A 15,256-nucleotide genomic window follows, 5' to 3' on the forward strand; every position below is an offset into this window, starting at 1 on the left:
GCGTTGTGACCGGTCAGCCAGCTAAACCACCTTGTACTGATCCGTCTTCGGGCTGTACAGGTCGCCTTTCCGACGTAACTGCTCGATCTGATCCATCACTTTCGACTCCTCGATCCCCTCCGCTTCGGCGCGTTCGACGATCGCTTCCAGCGGCGCGCCCGCCTCCTTCTCGTACTCGGCGTCGACCGTCTCGATCACGTCCTTGATGCTCTTGATGCGGTCGCGCTGGCTCTTGGAGGTGCCCGTCTCGATTACGTCGGCGTCGAATTCGCCCGTCTCGGGGTCGACGCCGATGTCCTGCAGGCAGGAGCGGACGATGTCGATGACGCGGTCGGCGTCCTCGCGTTCGACGGTGTCGGAGAGGCGCACCCGCGCGCTCGCCTCCGCGAGGCGAACCAGCGCCTCCAGTTTCCGCGCCGTCACCGGCACCGGCGCGTCCTCGTCGGCCCCCTTCGCGCGCAGGTCGACGTAGAAGTCACGGATCGCTTCCTTCGCCTCGTCGGTCATCGTCGGGAAGCAGGTCCGCTTGGCGTAGGCGATGTACTTCCGCAGGAGGTCGGGGTCGATTTCGGGGTCGACCGTGTCGGTCACCGCCTCGACTTCCTCGGCGCTGTGATTCGAGTTCGCCACCTTCGTCCGCTGGGTGTTCAACTCGCCCGCGTAGTTGGTCCGCAGGATGTGTTCCGCGAGGGCGGCGTCCTCCTCCGGGTCGGGCTGGTCGGTCACCGTGAAGATCAGGTCGAACCGCGAGATGAGCGCGGGTTCGAGGTCGATCTGCTCGCCGATTGGTTCGTACTGGTCGAACCGGCCGTACTTCGGGTTGGCGGCGCCCAGCAGGGAACAGCGGGATTTGAGGGTAGCGTTGATTCCGGCCTTGGAGATGGAGATAGAGTTGTGGAGCGCGACGCCCTGACTGACGAAGGTGTTCGTCGGCTCGACGGTCACGTCGTAGACGTAGTCGCAGGCGTACTCCCCTTCGTTGGGAATCGTTTCCACGTCGGCCACCCGGTAGTACCGGAGCGTACATCGCTCTTCGAGCGCGTCCAGTCGCGTCGCCGCGTCGTCGAGCGCGTCCGAGACGGCGTCGCGTGCCGCCGTCGCCAGCGCAGCCCGACGCTCGGCGTCGTAGCCGCCGTCCTCGGCGTAGTGGACCGCACTCGTCGTTTCGCCGTCGAGCCGGTCAGCGAGTTGTCGCCCGGACCAGTCGGCCGCCGCCCGCACGTCGGCGAGCGTGTCGGCCTCGTCGAGAGTGGACCGAATCGCCTGCGCACGGTCTCGAAGCGTCTCGACGTGCCGTTCGACCGTCTCGATCTGCACCCCGTATCCCTCGTCGAGGTTCGGTTTCAGTTCGCCGGTGAGTCGGAGGCCAAGCAGCCGCCTGAGCGACCGAATCTCCGCCGCGGCGCTCGGCGGCACCACGTCGTGGTGTCGCTTCGTCGCCTCGCTTCGATCGACGAACTCGCGGGCCTTCGCGTAACGGTCGTCCGCCGGTTCGACGACGGCGTCGACGAATCTCGCCGTCGAATCGCCCATCACGTACGTCTTCCACGAATCCTCGGCCACGTCGTGGTGGATGCGCGACGCCACGCCGAGCTTCGCCAGCGCGTCGGCGTAGTCCTCGGCCAGCCCCGCCGACGCCGTCGAGAACGACATGGCTTCGCTCTCGACGCCGCCGTCCCCGGCGAACGCGCCGACGAGGAACCGCCGGATTACCTCCTCCGAAGCACCGAGCACGGCGGCCGGAATGCGTTTCCCCCGTGCGGTGGGCATCACTTCGGGGACGTTCGACTCGAACCAGCGGTAGAGCTTCGTCGAGGTGTACTGTTGGGTTACGGTCCCGGCGGCGTTCGTCGTGTCGCTACTCGTCATCCCGAACACGTCGTCCATTAGGCGCTCCATCCGATCCAGCAGCTGCTCGTCCTGATTCGAGAAGCCGATTTCGTGACTGCTCCCGGCGTACGAGTGGCCCTCCGCGACGAGCAAGCCCAGAATCTCCGCAAGATCAGGCGTGAGTTCGTCGGGCAGGTCGATGTCTTTCTCCTTGCCGCGGTGTGGCTCTCCGTCCAGCGACACGCCAGCCGTCGAGTTCGGCAGTTTCCGCGGTGCGGGGACGAACGATCCCGTCTCGACGTCGCTCGCGTCGACCGTCGTCGTCTCGCCGTCTCGCTCGACGAACATCGGATGCTCCGGCGTCACGAGGACGCTTCGCCCGTTCGAAAACGTGACGCGGACGAACTCGTCGGGCGCCTCGTGTCGGCTCACGCGGTCGACCGGTTGCTTTTCGACCTCGTTCGTCTCGAAATCGATCGAGTGGACGCCCACCCCGTCGACGGGCAGGATGTCGCAGTTCACGCCGTCGACCACCTCGTCCGGGCGGTCGGCCATCGCTCCGTCGACGAACTCTCCGATTTCGACGCGCCGGCCGTTCGCGAGCAGGATTTCCGAACTCGGGTGGTAGGACTGCTGTTCGAGCGCCTGGTGCATTGCTGATCGATCTTCGGAATTATGTACGACCATCCCGTTGGCGACGAAGTTGTGGGTGCCGTCGACGGTGAGGTCGTAGACGTGGTCGTGATCGTGTGCGACGACTGCCTTTGTCGACGCAACCCGACGGAAGTCCACATCTTCTCCACCGTCGTCCGCGCTTGGCAGTTCGCCCGGCGTGACGCCGTCCGGGGTCGCTTCGGCATCGAACGCATTGACCCCACCGTCAGTCGCCGACTGTGGTACCGCTCGCGGCACGTACACCCAGTCGCCCGACGACAGGTCGCTGGCCGCTCGCTCCACCCGCTCCCCGTCCTCGAAGACGAAGAACGGATGATCGTCGGTGGCCGTGAGTCGCTCGCCAGTCTCCAGTCGGACTTCCGAAAGCTCCGTGGGTGCCTCGTACTCGTGAACTGCCGTCACGGGCCGTGAGACGATCCGACCGTCGTCGGTCATCGTCCACGCGTCGAGATCGACGTCTCTGATCGTCCGCCCGTTGTCGAGTTCTTCGACCGTTCCCGTTTCCGCGGCATCGCGTGCGAGTTCCTCGATTCGACGGATCGACCCGTCGGCGAGGTGGACGATCGTATCGCCGGTCACACATCGCATCTTGTCTAACTCGTCCACAGCCGCGATCCCCTGATCGGCCAGCACGAGCGCCCCGGCTTCGAGACTCCACTGCTGTCCTTCGCCGAAATCGTCGCGTACAGCCGCTGCAGTCAGGCCTGCCGAGGATGATCCTTTCCCCGACGTGTAGACAGACCGGGGTGCGATATTGCGGATGTAGGACAAGAGTTGGGAGTTGTGGGAGACGATGCCGTTGCCGAGGTACGTGTGTGTATCCTCGACTTCGAGGTCGTACACCCAGTCGTAGTCGGGGGCGACCCTTTCGATGGATTCGATACGGTCCCAGTGGGTGTCGTCGCGAATCCCTCCCCCACCGGCGGCAGTCGAACCACCGTCCGGGACGGCGGAAGTCGGCGTCGTCGATTCGTTCCTCACGCCGTCAGCGACGCCGCTTCTACGTGCCGCGATACGATCACCGACTTCGAGTTCGTCGGCTCTGGTCGCATCCAGACACCCTGTTTCCGAAACGAACAGCGGATGCGACGGCGTCACTTCCACCTCGCGGCCGGACTCGGTACGAATCCGGTACATCCGGTCGGGTGCTTCCCGCTTCCAGACCTTCGTCGCCCGTCCACGGGTAATCGTCCCATCGGCAGTCACCGTCTGGACGGGGAAATCGACCGACTGATACACCCCGTCGTCGACCAGCACAGGGTTTTCTAGCCGTGATTCGACCAGCTCGCCGAGTTTTCGCTCGGTCCCGTCCCCGAGCACGACATTAGTATCAAATTTTTGGCACTTGCCGGTCCCCGGATCACCGATCAACAGCATATGCAGGTCCCCCCGAATCCGCGACCCGTCGGGCAGGTGCTTCGTCACCCCCGAGAACAACTGGAGGATCATGGAGAGTTTCTCCTCGTCGTAGCCGTAGATGGAGGGGGCGACGGAGGCGACCATCTCCTCGTAGATGTCGGGGTGGTTCGACAGTTCGATGATGTCGCGCTTGTCCGCCTCGCTGATCTCCATGTCCTCGAACTGTTCGTCCTCGATTTCGACGCTGACGCCGTCCATATAGAGGTCGAACAGTTGGGATTTCTCGTTGCCCTCGGTCACCTGATCGATGTGGAGGACGCCCGTGACGGTGACGTGGTCGCCGGCGGTCACCTTCCCGGTGATGTCGTCCTCGATGTCGATGTCGATGCTCTGGGGCGTCTCGCCGCCGCGGAGGCCTTCGGGCGACTCCTGGACTCGGAGCTTCTGGGAGTCGACGAACTCGCTTTGATCGTAGTTGACGCGGAACGGGCCCTGTCGCTCACAGCCCTGGCACTCGTGGGGTTCCTGGAAGCCGCCGTCGCTCTGGGGGATATACGTCATCGTGCCACAGCGCTGGCACTCGAAGGCGGCCTCGGTGATCTTCGGACGCACGTCGGTCGCCTTGCGGACGATGCCCGAGACGGCGATCATGCGCCCGACGTGGTTGTCGTGGACGCGGATCGACCGGATGTCGACGGATTCGGGGAGGTTCCGCAAGCGGACGTGGGCCTGTCCGAGCGACACGTCGGCCGGCAGGTCGTACACCCGAAGGGCCTCCTCCGCGAAGTCCTCGAGTTGGTCGGGTTGGGAGAGGTAGTCCTCGGCGAGGTCCTGATCGAACTGATACAGGTCGTCGTAGTCGACGTGGAGGGAGCGCTGCTCGTTGGGATATCGCTGGGCGAGTCGGCTGATCGCGTCGCGGTAGTAGTTCCGGTAGAACCGGACGAATCGATCGACCAGTTCCTGATTCGGCGACGACTGCGCCATTGAAACACCCTTGCGCGGGATGACCTAAGAGTCTTCGTTCGGACGACGAGGGCGAGCAGTCGCGCCGGGGGCGCGGCCGCGTCGACGGGGTGAGTCCGACGCCCGTTCGGCGTCAGGGACGCCGCCCGCTCATCCGCCGCCGCCCGCGACGCCGCTCCCGATGGCGGCGCCGCAGTCGTTGCACGCGACGACGTAGAAGCGCTTCGAGGACCGGAAGAGTCCGCCCATCTTCGAATCCATGTCGACGAACTCCACGTCCGATTCCTCCGCGATGGCGGCGTCGCACTCGGGGCAGTGTACCATACCGGGAGTACCGACACCGCGTCCGGGCAAGTGTCTTCCCGACGCTCAAACTGGCGTTGTACCGACTAGAGCGACACGTTCGTCTCGATGTCCTCGGTCGCCTCGCGCAGACCGTCCTCGCGGGAATCGCTGGTGAGGCGACCGGAGAGGTCCGCGTCGGTCAACAGGTCGACGAAGGCGTCGCGAAAACGGTCGTTGGCGCGGGTGGCCTCGCGGTCGGCGGCGACGGCACGTTCGCGGATCGCGTCGGGAGCGTCGTCGTCGCGGTCACGATCGCGGACGAGGTGACAGTCGAGACGCGCCCAGGCGACCGTCTCGGCGTCGACGCCCACCGCGTCGGCGAGGGCGGCGTCGGTCTCGTCGCCGTAGAAACCCCGGATCAGGCGGAGGTACGCGTCCGTCTCGAGATCGGTCGCGAAGTCGTAGCGCTCGCGCATGGTCGCGACGAGGTCACGCAGGCGCGCGTCGACCGTCTCGGGGTCGTCGACGTCGACGAGTGAGCCGCGGCGCTCGGCCTGTCGCTCCGTCACCGTTCCCTCGCCGCCCGTCGCGTCGAGGAAGATGTCCCGTAGCTCCGCGGTTTTGTCGTCCATACTACGTGTGAGGAGTTCGTTCGCGGTGAAAAACCCATCGGCGAGGAGTCTCGTCGACCACTACGTACTAAGTGGTTGACGAGCGTGGCTGACGGTATGTCGACGCCAACGGACTCCGTCGAACTGGTAGGCGACGAGGCGGCGGGCAACGTCGCCCGCGCGGTGTTGTTCGCGGCCGCGACTAGTGCTACGGCGCCCGTGGACATGGTCCACCCGCTCGCCCCGAACGTTCCGATCACGCTCCAGACGCTCTGGGTCTACCTCGCGGGGGTCGTCCTCGGACCCCTGTGGGCGGGCGTCGCGTTCACCCTCTACCTGCTCGCTGGCCTGATCGGCCTGCCCGTCTTCGCGGGCGGGAACGCCGGCCTCGGCGTCCTGCTCGGCCCGACGGGTGGGTTCCTCGTCGGGTTCCCCCTCGCCGCGATGACAATCGGCGCCGTTGCCCACGGCACCAGCGGGTTGAACCCACTCGACTCGATTCCGATCCCCCGCCTCGTAGCCGCGCTCGTGGCGGGGACGGCCGTCGTCTACGCCGCCGGCGCCGTCGGCTACGCCCTCGTCCAGGCCATCGGCCTCCTCGCGGCCGTCTCGGCCGTCGTGGTTCCCTTCCTGCCGGTCGCCGGGCTGAAAGTCGCCGCGACGGTCGCCATCGTCCGCAGCGACGGCCTGGTCGCTCGATGACGATCACCGTCGAGGATTACACGTATCGGTACGACGACGACGCCATCCCCGCCGTCGACGGCGTCTCCCTCACCGTCGCGGACGGCGAGTTCCTCGTCCTCGCCGGCGCGAACGGCTCGGGGAAGACGACGCTCGTTCGCGGGTTCAACGGCCTCGTGACCCCCGACGCCGGCACCGTGTGCGTCAACGGCCGCCCCGTGGACGGGGACCTCGTCGCCGCCCGTGCGAGCGTCGGCATGGTGTTTCAGGACCCCCGCGACGGCTTCGTCGCGGCGACGGTCGGGGCCGACGTGGCGTTCGGACCAGAGAATCTGGGGCTGGAACGGGCGGAGATCGACCGCCGGGTCGACGACGCCCTCGACGCCGTGCGGATGCGGGGTCGACACGAGGACCGTATCGACGAACTCTCGGGCGGCGAGCGCGAACGCGTCGCCATCGCGGGCGCGCTGGCGATGGACCCCGATCATCTCGTCCTCGACGAACCGTTCACCGGACTCGACCTCCGCGCGCGGGAGTCGGTGCTCGACCGCCTCGCCGCCCTCAACGCGTCGGGCGTGAGCGTCGTCGTCGTCACCCACGACCTGCGGGACCTGTCCGCGCTCGCGGACCGAACCGTCGTGCTCGCGGACGGGTCGGTGGCGCTCGACTGCGCCGACCCGCCGGCCGCCGACCTGCGCGACCTCGGCGTTCGCCCGCCATGATCACCTACGCCGCGGGTGACACCCTCGTCCACCGCCTCGACCCTCGGACCAAGCTGTTCGTCCAGGCCACCGTCGCCGTCGCCGCGTTCGCGCACACGACGCCGCGGGGCCTGGTCGTCCTCACGGCGTTTGCCGTGTCCGTCTGCTGGCTGGCGGCGACGCCCCTGCTCGCCAGCCTGCGCACCTACCGGGCTTTCCTCCCCTTCCTCGTCGCCGGGCCACTCGTGGAGGGCGTCACCCTCGGCGCCCCGTGGTTCGTCCCCGCCGACGCCGCCACGCCCGCGCTGGCGAGCTATCGGGTCGTCCTCCTGCTTCTCGTCTCGACGGCGTACATCCGCACGACCCGGGTCCGGGAGTCGCGGGCGGCGATCCAGTGGCTCGTCCCCGGCCGCCCCGGCGTCGTTCTCGGGGCGGGGGTCGGGTTCGTCCTCCGATTTCTCCCTCTGCTCCGCGACGACCTCTCTTCGATCCGGGCGGCGATGGACGCGCGTCTCGGTTCGGAGCGCTCGCTCCGCGAGCGGATTCGCCTGGTCGGCGTCACCGGGCTCCGGCGGGTGTTCGTCCGGGCCGACCGCTTCGCACTCGCGCTCCAGGCCCGCTGTTTCGCCTGGAACCCGACGTTGCCGCCGCTGTCGGCGACGTGGCGGGACGCACCCGCGGCGCTGGTGGGGGTGGCGCTGGTGGCGTGGGCCGTGCTGTGACAACCTTTAACCCCCACCTGCGCTCCTCACTACGTATGCCCGTCCTCCAGACGGACGCCGTCACGCGGGAGACGTTCTGGACCATCGGTCCCGTCGGCGAGGCCGCCTTCTACTACCTCGCGGCCGTCGCCATCCTCGTCTTCCTGTACGGCGTCTACGCCCGCGTCACGGCGTACGCCGCGGCGCCCGCGGACCCGTTCGACCGCCTCGACGACCTGCCCGGCCGCGTCGCCCACGCCACCCGCCTCCTCCTCTCGAACGAGGCGCAGTTCGACCGCGACACCTACGCCGGCGTCATGCACACGTTCATCGTGTGGGGCTTTCTCACCCTGCTCATCGGGACGACCATCCTCGCCATCGACATGGACATCTGGACGAAGCTGCTGGGTCGGGACTCGTTTTTCGTCGGCGACTTCTACCTCTCGTACTCGCTGGTGATGGACGCCCTCGGTCTCCTGTTCGTCGTCGGCGTCGGGATGGCCATCTGGCGGCGCTACGGCGTCCGCGATCCGCGGTTGTGGGGCAAGCACACCGACCTGGAGGACGACGCCTTCGTTCTCACCCTGTTTGCCCTGGGCGTCGGCGGCTACGTCGTCGAGGGCCTGCGCATCCTCGGCACCGACTTCCCCGCCTTCGAGACGGTGAGTTTCGTCGGCTACGCGCTGGCGCTGGTCGGACGGGCGGCGGGCATCTCGCCCGCGACGGCCGAAGCCGCCTACGCCGCCGTCTGGTGGAGCCACGCCCTCCTCGCGCTGGGTTTCATTGCCCTCCTGCCATACGCCAAACCCGTTCACATGCTCACGTCGATGGCGAACATCGTCACCCGCGACGAGAAGGCGGGCAAGCGCCTGCCGGGCGTCCCCGCCGACCTGCCGCCCGAGGAAATCGGCACCGGCTCCGTGGACGACTTTACGTGGCGCGAACGCCTCGATCAGGACGCCTGCACCACCTGTGGCCGGTGTTCCTCGGCCTGTCCCGCAGAGGAGGTGGGCCGCAACCTCGACCCGCGGAACGTCATCCTCGATCTGAAGACCTACCGTGAAAGGCGGGCGGCCGGCGACGGCGACGAGATACCCATCGTCGGTTCGGGGGGCGAGAGCGTCATCGACGCCGAGTCGATGCACGCCTGCCTCTCCTGTATGGCCTGCATGGACGCCTGCCCGGTCGATATCGAGCACGTCAAGCAGTTCACGGGGATGAACCGACGGCTCACGGAGTCGGGCGAGATGGACCCCCACGTCCAGGACGCGATGATGAACGCCTTCCAACAGGGCAACGTCTTCGGCGACCCCGCACGCAAGCGCCCGGAGTGGACCGAAGCCCTCGACTTCGAGGTGCCCGACGCCCGCGAGGAGGCCGTGGAGTTCCTGTGGTACGTCGGCGACTACCCCTCCTACGACGACCGGAACAAGCGCGTCGCGCAGTCGCTCGCGCGCCTCTTCGAAGCCGCGGGCGTCTCCTACGGCATCCTCTACGAGGACGAAGCCCACGACGGCAACGACGTGCGCCGGGTCGGCGAGGAGGGCCTCTACGAGATGCTGGTCGAGGACAACGCCGCCGCCTTCGCCGACGCCGAGTTCGACGAACTCGTCTGTACCGATCCGCACAGCTACAACACGTTCACCCACGAATACCCCGAGATGGTCGAGGAGTTCGACGCCCCCGTCTCCCACTACACCGAAGTGGTCGAACGGCTGGTCCGCGAGGGTCGTCTCGACGTGCCCGCCTCCCTCGGTCGGACCGTCACGTACCACGACCCCTGTCACCTCGGGCGCATGAACGACGTGTACGAGGCGCCGCGTGACCTCGTTCGCGCGACGGGGGCGACGCTGGCGGAGATGCCGCGCAACCGGTCGAACTCCTTTTGTTGTGGCGGCGGCGGTGGTGGGGTCTGGACCGAAGTCGAGGAGGAGATGAAGCCGAGCGAGGAACGGCTCCGCGAAGCCGTAGAGGACACGAGCGGAGATGTCGAGCAGTTCGTCGTCGCCTGCCCGATGTGTACGACGATGTTCGAGGACGGCCGCAAGACGGGCGGGTTCGAGGACGACGTGGAAATCGTCGATCTGACGGAACTGCTGGTGGAGGCGATCGACGAAGGTGGGGCCGTCGTCGACGACGCGAACGGTCGAACGGGCGCGAAAGCGGACTGAACGCCCGATTTTTTCGTCCGCAATGTGGTCTCCGTCCTCTCGGTCCTCGTCGGCGTCGGCGCCTACGCCCTCCTCGTCGCGCGGGCCGTCGTCGTCTCGCCCGTGGTCAGCGGCGTCGGTGGCCTCGTTTTCGTCTCGGGGACTCCGACGCCGCCGCTCGGCCCGGCGGCGGTTGGCGTCGTCGCGTCACTCGGCCGGGCGTTCGTCGTCATCCCGCAGAAAGAGCCCGAACGCCGCTGAGCCGCGGGGTCGGCGCTCCCGGCCGACGAGTCGCCCGAGAGCGAGGGCGGCGGCCGCGACGGCGAGAAGAGCCGCGAGCAGGCCGAAGCCGACGGTCCAGCCGGCGGCGTCGGCCAGCGTACCGACGACAGCGGGGCCGAGCGCCCCGACGAGGATGTACCCCGTGCGCACGGCGCCGAAGCCGACGCCACGCTCGGCGTCAGCGAGAGCGTCGACGGCCCGCGACTGCACCGGCGGCCCCCACGCCATCGCGATACCGACGAGCGCCACGGCCGGGAGGGCCGCGGCGAGACTCCCACCGACCGCGAGCGATACGTAGCCGACGGCGCCCGTCGCGAAGAGCACGCCGGTGACTGCGTCGCGGCCGAGCCGATCCGAGAGCCACCCGCTCACGGGCTGTAGCGCCGCCACGACGACGAAATACGCCCCGAACAGCGCGCCCGCCGTCGACAGCGGGAGTCCGTACCCCTCGACGAGGAGTGTGGGAAGAAAGGACAGCGTCGCCAGCGCGGCGAACTCCCCGACTGTCGCCAGCGCGGCCGCCGCGGCGACCGGCGGGCGGGCGAGTACGCCGAGGAGTTCGCGTGGACGGACCGCCACCCCGCCGTCGGCTCGCGCCGTCGACCGGAGGCGTGGCGACGGATCGCTCCGACCACGAAAGAGGACGACCCCGAACGCACCGGCGGCGACGACGGCGCCGCTCCCGAGGGCGACGCGCCAGCCGAACCGAGCGCCGAGGAGCGCGGCCAGCGCGGGGGCGACCAGCCCCGCGGCCTGACTGCCGACGCGGTGAACGCCGATGACGCCGCCCATGCCGTCGAATCGGGCGGCGAGCAACGCCGTCGCCGGCGTGTAGTAGAGGCCGGCGCCGACGCCCAGTAGGAGGGCAACGGCACCGAAGGTGAGCAGGGAAGGCGCCGCCGCGAGGGCGGCGGCCGCGACGGCGGTACAGCCGAGTGCCGCGAGGACGACCCGCCGCGGACCGTACCGATCCCCGGCGGCGCCGCTCGGCGCCTGCACGCAGGCGTACACCAACCACATCCCGGTGAGGATCACCCCGATGGTGCCACGTGAGACGCCGAACGCCCCCCGGAGCGACGGGACGACGGGGCTGACGAGCAACTGCGCGAGACGCACCGCGAAGTACGCCCCGACACACACCGAGAGCGCGGCGTACCGCTCGTCCCACCACGACACCGCCAATATCGACATACAGTGTCATGGTTAGTACTATATAGTAATATGTTCTTCGCTGGCGGCGTATAGTAGCCTTCGTAAGTCATCGCACGTCTGATCGCGGGACTGCGTGCGATCAGGTGTGCGAACAGTTCCAAACGCGACTATATGTGGCGGGGCACCGAATCGCCGCCATGCGTGTCAACGAAACCGACCTCGACTGGGCGACGACCGAACGCGACGAGACGGCGTTCCGGCGCAAGAGACTCGCGGCGGCGGCCGGCGGCGAACGTCTCGGCTGTTCGCTGTACGAACTCCCGCCCGGCAAGAAGTCGTGGCCCTTCCACTTCCACACCGGCAACGAGGAGGCGCTGTACGTCCTCGCGGGGACGGGACGGCTCCGAACCGAGGACGGGACGGAACCGCTCGACTCCGGCGACTACGTGGCGTTTCCGATCGGTGCGGACGGGGGTCACCGCGTGATCAACGACGGTGACGACACCCTGCGCTATCTGGCGCTGTCGACGATGAACGAACCGGACGTGACGGTGTACCCCGATTCCGACAAGATCGGCGTCTACGCGGGGTCGGCGCCGGGGAGCGACGACCCGCGGAGCGTGGCGGGCTACTACCGCCGCGACGACGACGTGGACTACTGGCTCGACGAGGGCTGAGACGGGACGGACTAGCGGCGGTCCGCCCGAGGGGTCGAGAGGGCGGCGCGGATCGAGGCTACTGGCTCCCGGTCACGGTCGGGGGCGTCGTACGTCGAGAGGGCGTCGCGAACGAGGTCACGGTCGGCCGCGTCGAGTGGCTCACACGACTCGATCCGGTCGAGGATCGTCACGGCACGGTCGGGCGACCGCCCGGCCGCGACGAGCCGTTCGACGTGGTCGAGGACGGCGGCGTGGAGCACCCACGCCGCTTCACGCGAGAGTTCGACGCCGTCGGGACCGTGGCAGGTGGTCGGGGACATGACTGTGCACCTCGGTTGCGCGTAGGGGAACGAGACCTTTGTGGCTACCCCCGCTGGGTGCCGGCCGCGCACGACTCCGAAAGGATCTATTCGAACGCCGACAGCCCCGTCAGATCCTCGCCGAGGATCAGCGAGTGGATGTCGTGGGTGCCTTCGTAGGTGTACACCGTCTCCATGTTGGCGAGGTGGCGCATCGGCGGGTAGTCGGCCGTGATGCCGTTGCCACCCAGTATCTCGCGGGCGGTCCGGGAGCCCTCGCGGGCCATCCGAACGTTGTTGCGCTTGGCCATCGACACCTGCTGGGGCCGCAGGTCGCCCCGCTCTTTCAGGTCCGCCAGCCGGTGAGCGAGCAGTTGCGCCGTCGTGATCCGCGTCGCCAACTCCGCCAGTTTCTCCTGCTGGAGTTGGAAGCCACCGATCGGCCGGCCGAACTGTTCGCGCTCCGTGGCGTAGGCCAGCGCCGTCTCGAAGCAGTCGCGAGCGGCGCCGACCGCCCCCCACGCGATGCCGTAGCGCGCCTGCGTGAGACAGGAGAGCGGCCCCTTCATCCCCGTCACGTCGAGGACGGCCGCGTCGGGCACCCACACCTCTGAGAGGCTGATCTCGCCCGTGATGGAGGCCCGAAGGGAGAGCTTCTCGTCGATTTCCGGCGTCCGCACGCCGTCGCGGTCCGTCTCGACGAGAAAGCCCCGGACGGGCTCGTCGGGGACGCTCCGATCCCGCGCCCACACCACCGCCACGTCCGCGATGGGGGCGTTCGTGATCCACGTCTTCGACCCCGTCAGCCGGTAGCCGTCGCCGTCGGGGTCGGCGCGGGTCGCCATCGACGACGGGTCCGAGCCGTGTTCGGGTTCGGTCAGGCCGAAACAGCCGACCGCCTCGCCCGTCGCCAGGTCGGGCAGCCACCGCTCCCGCTGTGTCTCGGTTCCGAACGCGTGGATCGGATACATCACCAGCGCGCCCTGAACGCTCGCCATCGAGCGCACCCCCGAGTCGGCGGCTTCGAGCTCCTGCATCAACAGGCCGTACGCCCGCTCGCTCACGTTCGGCAGGCCGTGGCCGTCGAGGTTCGGGCCGTAAAAGCCCAGTTCGCCCATCTCCGGGATCAGATCGGTCGGAAACGTGCCGTCGAGGAAGTGGTCGGCGATGCCGGGGCGGACCTGTTCGTCGACGAACCGGCGGGCGGTGTCGCGGATCAGCCGCTCCTCTTCGTCGAGGTCGGCCTCCAAGTCGACGTAGTCGAGCATGGCGGGAGTGGGAACCGTTCGGTGAAAACGCTTGCTCGGCGCCCTACAGGAACTCCCGCACCTCGGAGTACCACATATCGTGGTGGTCGACGGCGTCGACGCGTTCGGCGATGTCGACGGCGAGGGCGTGCCAGCAACGCTGGGTCGGATCGCCCGAATCGAGGTTGTACTCCGCGTCCTTGCAGGTGCAGCCACCGTCCTCGATGATGTACTCGTCGTCGTGGCCGACGACGACCGTGAAATCGCGGTACTGCTTCACCCGTTCCTCGGAGACGGCTTCGATGGCCCGTTGGCCACGGTCGCCGTGGACCGAGAGGATGGCGTCGACGATGGGGCCGGATAGCTCTCCGGCCACCGAGAGCGCTTCGCGCCAGTCCTCCACCTCGCTCACGACGCGAACGGTCGGGCTTGGGCGTCTAAAGCCGTTCGGTCGATCGAACGGGCGGTCACGCCGAACCGCGGCCCTTTTCGCCACGCCCCGTCCACCTCCGCCATGCGCGTCACCGAGGGCGAGGTCGAGTTCGAAGTCGCGGACGCCCGCGACGGCGCGAGCCAGGGCCGCGGCGAGGGCGTCTTCTACAACCCAACACAGGAACTGAACCGGGACGTGACCGTCGCCGTCCTGCGGGCCTATCGCGAGCGCGAACCCCGTGCGGAGACGTATCTCGACGCCATGACCGCAAGCGGCGTCCGCGCCGTCCGCGCGGCCGCGGCGGGCTGGGACGTGACGGCGCTCGACACCGACCCCGACGCCGTTTCCCTCGCCCGGGAGAACGCCGCCCGCAACGACCTCGCTGTCGACGTGATCGAACGCGACGCCAACGTCCACATGCACGACTCCACACACGACGTGATCGACCTCGACCCCTTCGGCACGCCGATCCCGTTCGCCGACGCCGCCGTCGCCAACGCCCGCGACCTGGTCTGTGTCACCGCCACCGACACCGCGCCGCTCTGTGGCGCCCACTTCGAGAGCGGCGTCCGCTCCTACGGCGCCGTCCCCCGCAACACTGATTATCACCCCGAGATGGGGCTTCGGGTCCTCCTCTCGGCGCTCGTGCGCACCGCCGCCCGCTACGACACGGCCGCCCGCCCCATCTGCTCGCACGTCTCCAGACATTACGCCCGCACGTATCTCGAACTCGACGGCCGAGCGACGCAAGCCGACGCCTGTATCGACGAACTCGGCTACGTTCACCACTGCGAGGACTGTCTCACCCGCGAGGCCGAGTCCGGCCTGATCGCCCACCCGCCCGAGGACTGCCCGGCCTGCGGGGGAAATCGCGTCGTCACCGCCGGCCCCCTCTGGCTGGGGGCGATCCGCGACCGCGAGTTCGTCACCGCAGTCCGTGAACGGGTCGACGACGGGATGGGCGAGGCGGCCCGCGCCCGCCGGCTGCTGGATACGCTCGAAGCGGAACTCGACGAGCCGACCCACTACGACCAGCACCGCCTCTGCAAGGAGTGGACGCGCTCTGCCCCCGCGATGGACGACTTCCTCGCCGACCTGCGGGACGCCGGGTACGACGCCTCGCGCGCACACTACCACGGGACGGCGTTCAAGACGGACGCCTCCGTCGAGGAGATTCGGGTGGCGACCGCCGAGTGACACCGCCCGAAAATCGTCTGCCCAAACG

Annotated in this window: 14 protein-coding genes; 7 read left to right on the forward strand and 7 right to left on the reverse strand. The window is 68.3% G+C overall.

Annotated elements, in window-relative coordinates; all coding sequences use genetic code 11:
- Positions 1-21: 21 nt before the first annotated feature.
- From HALNA_RS17625 to HALNA_RS17630, 3 genes are all read right to left on the reverse strand, one after another.
- Entirely contained in the window at positions 22-4,851 is a 4,830-nt protein-coding gene (locus HALNA_RS17625; RefSeq protein ID WP_049937656.1) for an intein-containing Cdc46/Mcm family DNA replicative helicase, read from the reverse strand.
- Between the two features lie 129 nt (positions 4,852-4,980).
- Positions 4,981-5,154 carry a hypothetical protein gene (locus HALNA_RS20730; RefSeq protein WP_169719061.1) on the reverse strand — a complete coding sequence of 58 codons (174 nt, stop codon included), beginning with the start codon at positions 5,152-5,154 and terminating at the stop codon, positions 4,981-4,983.
- A gap of 65 nt (positions 5,155-5,219) precedes the next feature.
- Positions 5,220-5,747 (reverse strand): hypothetical protein, encoded by a 528-nt coding sequence (locus HALNA_RS17630; RefSeq protein ID WP_049937657.1) that lies wholly within the window; start codon positions 5,745-5,747, stop codon positions 5,220-5,222.
- Positions 5,748-5,843: 96 nt separating this feature from the next.
- On the opposite strand from HALNA_RS17630, the gene HALNA_RS17635 reads away from it, so the two are divergent.
- The 5 genes from HALNA_RS17635 to HALNA_RS17655 are packed head-to-tail and all read left to right on the forward strand — an operon-like array spanning position 5,844 to position 10,220.
- The gene (locus HALNA_RS17635) at positions 5,844-6,428 is read left to right on the forward strand and encodes a biotin transporter BioY (protein WP_049937658.1); all 585 of its coding nucleotides are present in this window, start codon (positions 5,844-5,846) and stop codon (positions 6,426-6,428) included.
- Positions 6,425-7,129 carry an energy-coupling factor ABC transporter ATP-binding protein gene (locus HALNA_RS17640; RefSeq protein ID WP_049937659.1) on the forward strand — a complete coding sequence of 235 codons (705 nt, stop codon included), beginning with the start codon at positions 6,425-6,427 and terminating at the stop codon, positions 7,127-7,129. Before HALNA_RS17635 ends, HALNA_RS17640 begins: the two co-directional genes overlap by 4 nt.
- Positions 7,126-7,830 (forward strand): energy-coupling factor transporter transmembrane component T family protein, encoded by a 705-nt coding sequence (locus tag HALNA_RS17645; RefSeq protein WP_049937660.1) that lies wholly within the window; start codon positions 7,126-7,128, stop codon positions 7,828-7,830. Before HALNA_RS17640 ends, HALNA_RS17645 begins: the two co-directional genes overlap by 4 nt.
- Positions 7,831-7,865: 35 nt before the next feature.
- Positions 7,866-9,980, forward strand: a complete 2,115-nt coding sequence (locus HALNA_RS17650; protein ID WP_049937661.1) for a heterodisulfide reductase-related iron-sulfur binding cluster — start codon at positions 7,866-7,868, stop codon at positions 9,978-9,980.
- Between the two features lie 24 nt (positions 9,981-10,004).
- Positions 10,005-10,220 carry a hypothetical protein gene (locus HALNA_RS17655; protein ID WP_049937662.1) on the forward strand — a complete coding sequence of 72 codons (216 nt, stop codon included), beginning with the start codon at positions 10,005-10,007 and terminating at the stop codon, positions 10,218-10,220.
- Here HALNA_RS17655 and HALNA_RS17660 read toward each other — a convergent pair.
- Entirely contained in the window at positions 10,167-11,432 is a 1,266-nt protein-coding gene (locus HALNA_RS17660) for an MFS transporter (RefSeq protein WP_049937663.1), read from the reverse strand. The genes HALNA_RS17655 and HALNA_RS17660 overlap by 54 nt on opposite strands.
- Positions 11,433-11,590: 158 nt before the next feature.
- On the opposite strand from HALNA_RS17660, the gene HALNA_RS17665 reads away from it, so the two are divergent.
- Positions 11,591-12,070, forward strand: coding sequence for a cupin domain-containing protein (locus HALNA_RS17665; protein WP_049937664.1), 480 nt, complete (start codon positions 11,591-11,593; stop codon positions 12,068-12,070).
- A gap of 11 nt (positions 12,071-12,081) precedes the next feature.
- Here the strand turns inward: HALNA_RS17665 and HALNA_RS17670 are convergent, their stop codons facing one another.
- The 3 genes from HALNA_RS17670 to HALNA_RS17680 form a co-directional block, all read right to left on the reverse strand.
- On the reverse strand, positions 12,082-12,372 hold the full coding sequence (locus HALNA_RS17670) for a DUF7853 family protein (RefSeq protein ID WP_049937665.1): 291 nt from the start codon (positions 12,370-12,372) through the stop codon (positions 12,082-12,084).
- An 86-nt stretch (positions 12,373-12,458) separates the two neighbouring features.
- A complete protein-coding gene (locus HALNA_RS17675) occupies positions 12,459-13,619 on the reverse strand; it encodes an acyl-CoA dehydrogenase family protein (RefSeq protein ID WP_049937666.1) in 1,161 nt (386 codons plus the stop codon).
- A 43-nt stretch (positions 13,620-13,662) separates the two neighbouring features.
- Positions 13,663-14,010, reverse strand: a complete 348-nt coding sequence (locus HALNA_RS17680; RefSeq protein ID WP_049937667.1) for a hypothetical protein — start codon at positions 14,008-14,010, stop codon at positions 13,663-13,665.
- Positions 14,011-14,112: 102 nt separating this feature from the next.
- Here HALNA_RS17680 and HALNA_RS17685 point away from each other — a divergent pair, with 102 nt between their 5' ends.
- Complete coding sequence (locus HALNA_RS17685; RefSeq protein WP_049937669.1) at positions 14,113-15,228, forward strand: tRNA (guanine(26)-N(2))-dimethyltransferase; 1,116 nt, start codon at positions 14,113-14,115, stop codon at positions 15,226-15,228.
- The last annotated feature ends 28 nt before the right edge of the window (positions 15,229-15,256 follow it).

Source organism: Haloplanus natans DSM 17983 (genome assembly GCF_000427685.1).
GTDB classification, from domain to species: Archaea; Halobacteriota; Halobacteria; order Halobacteriales; family Haloferacaceae; genus Haloplanus; species Haloplanus natans.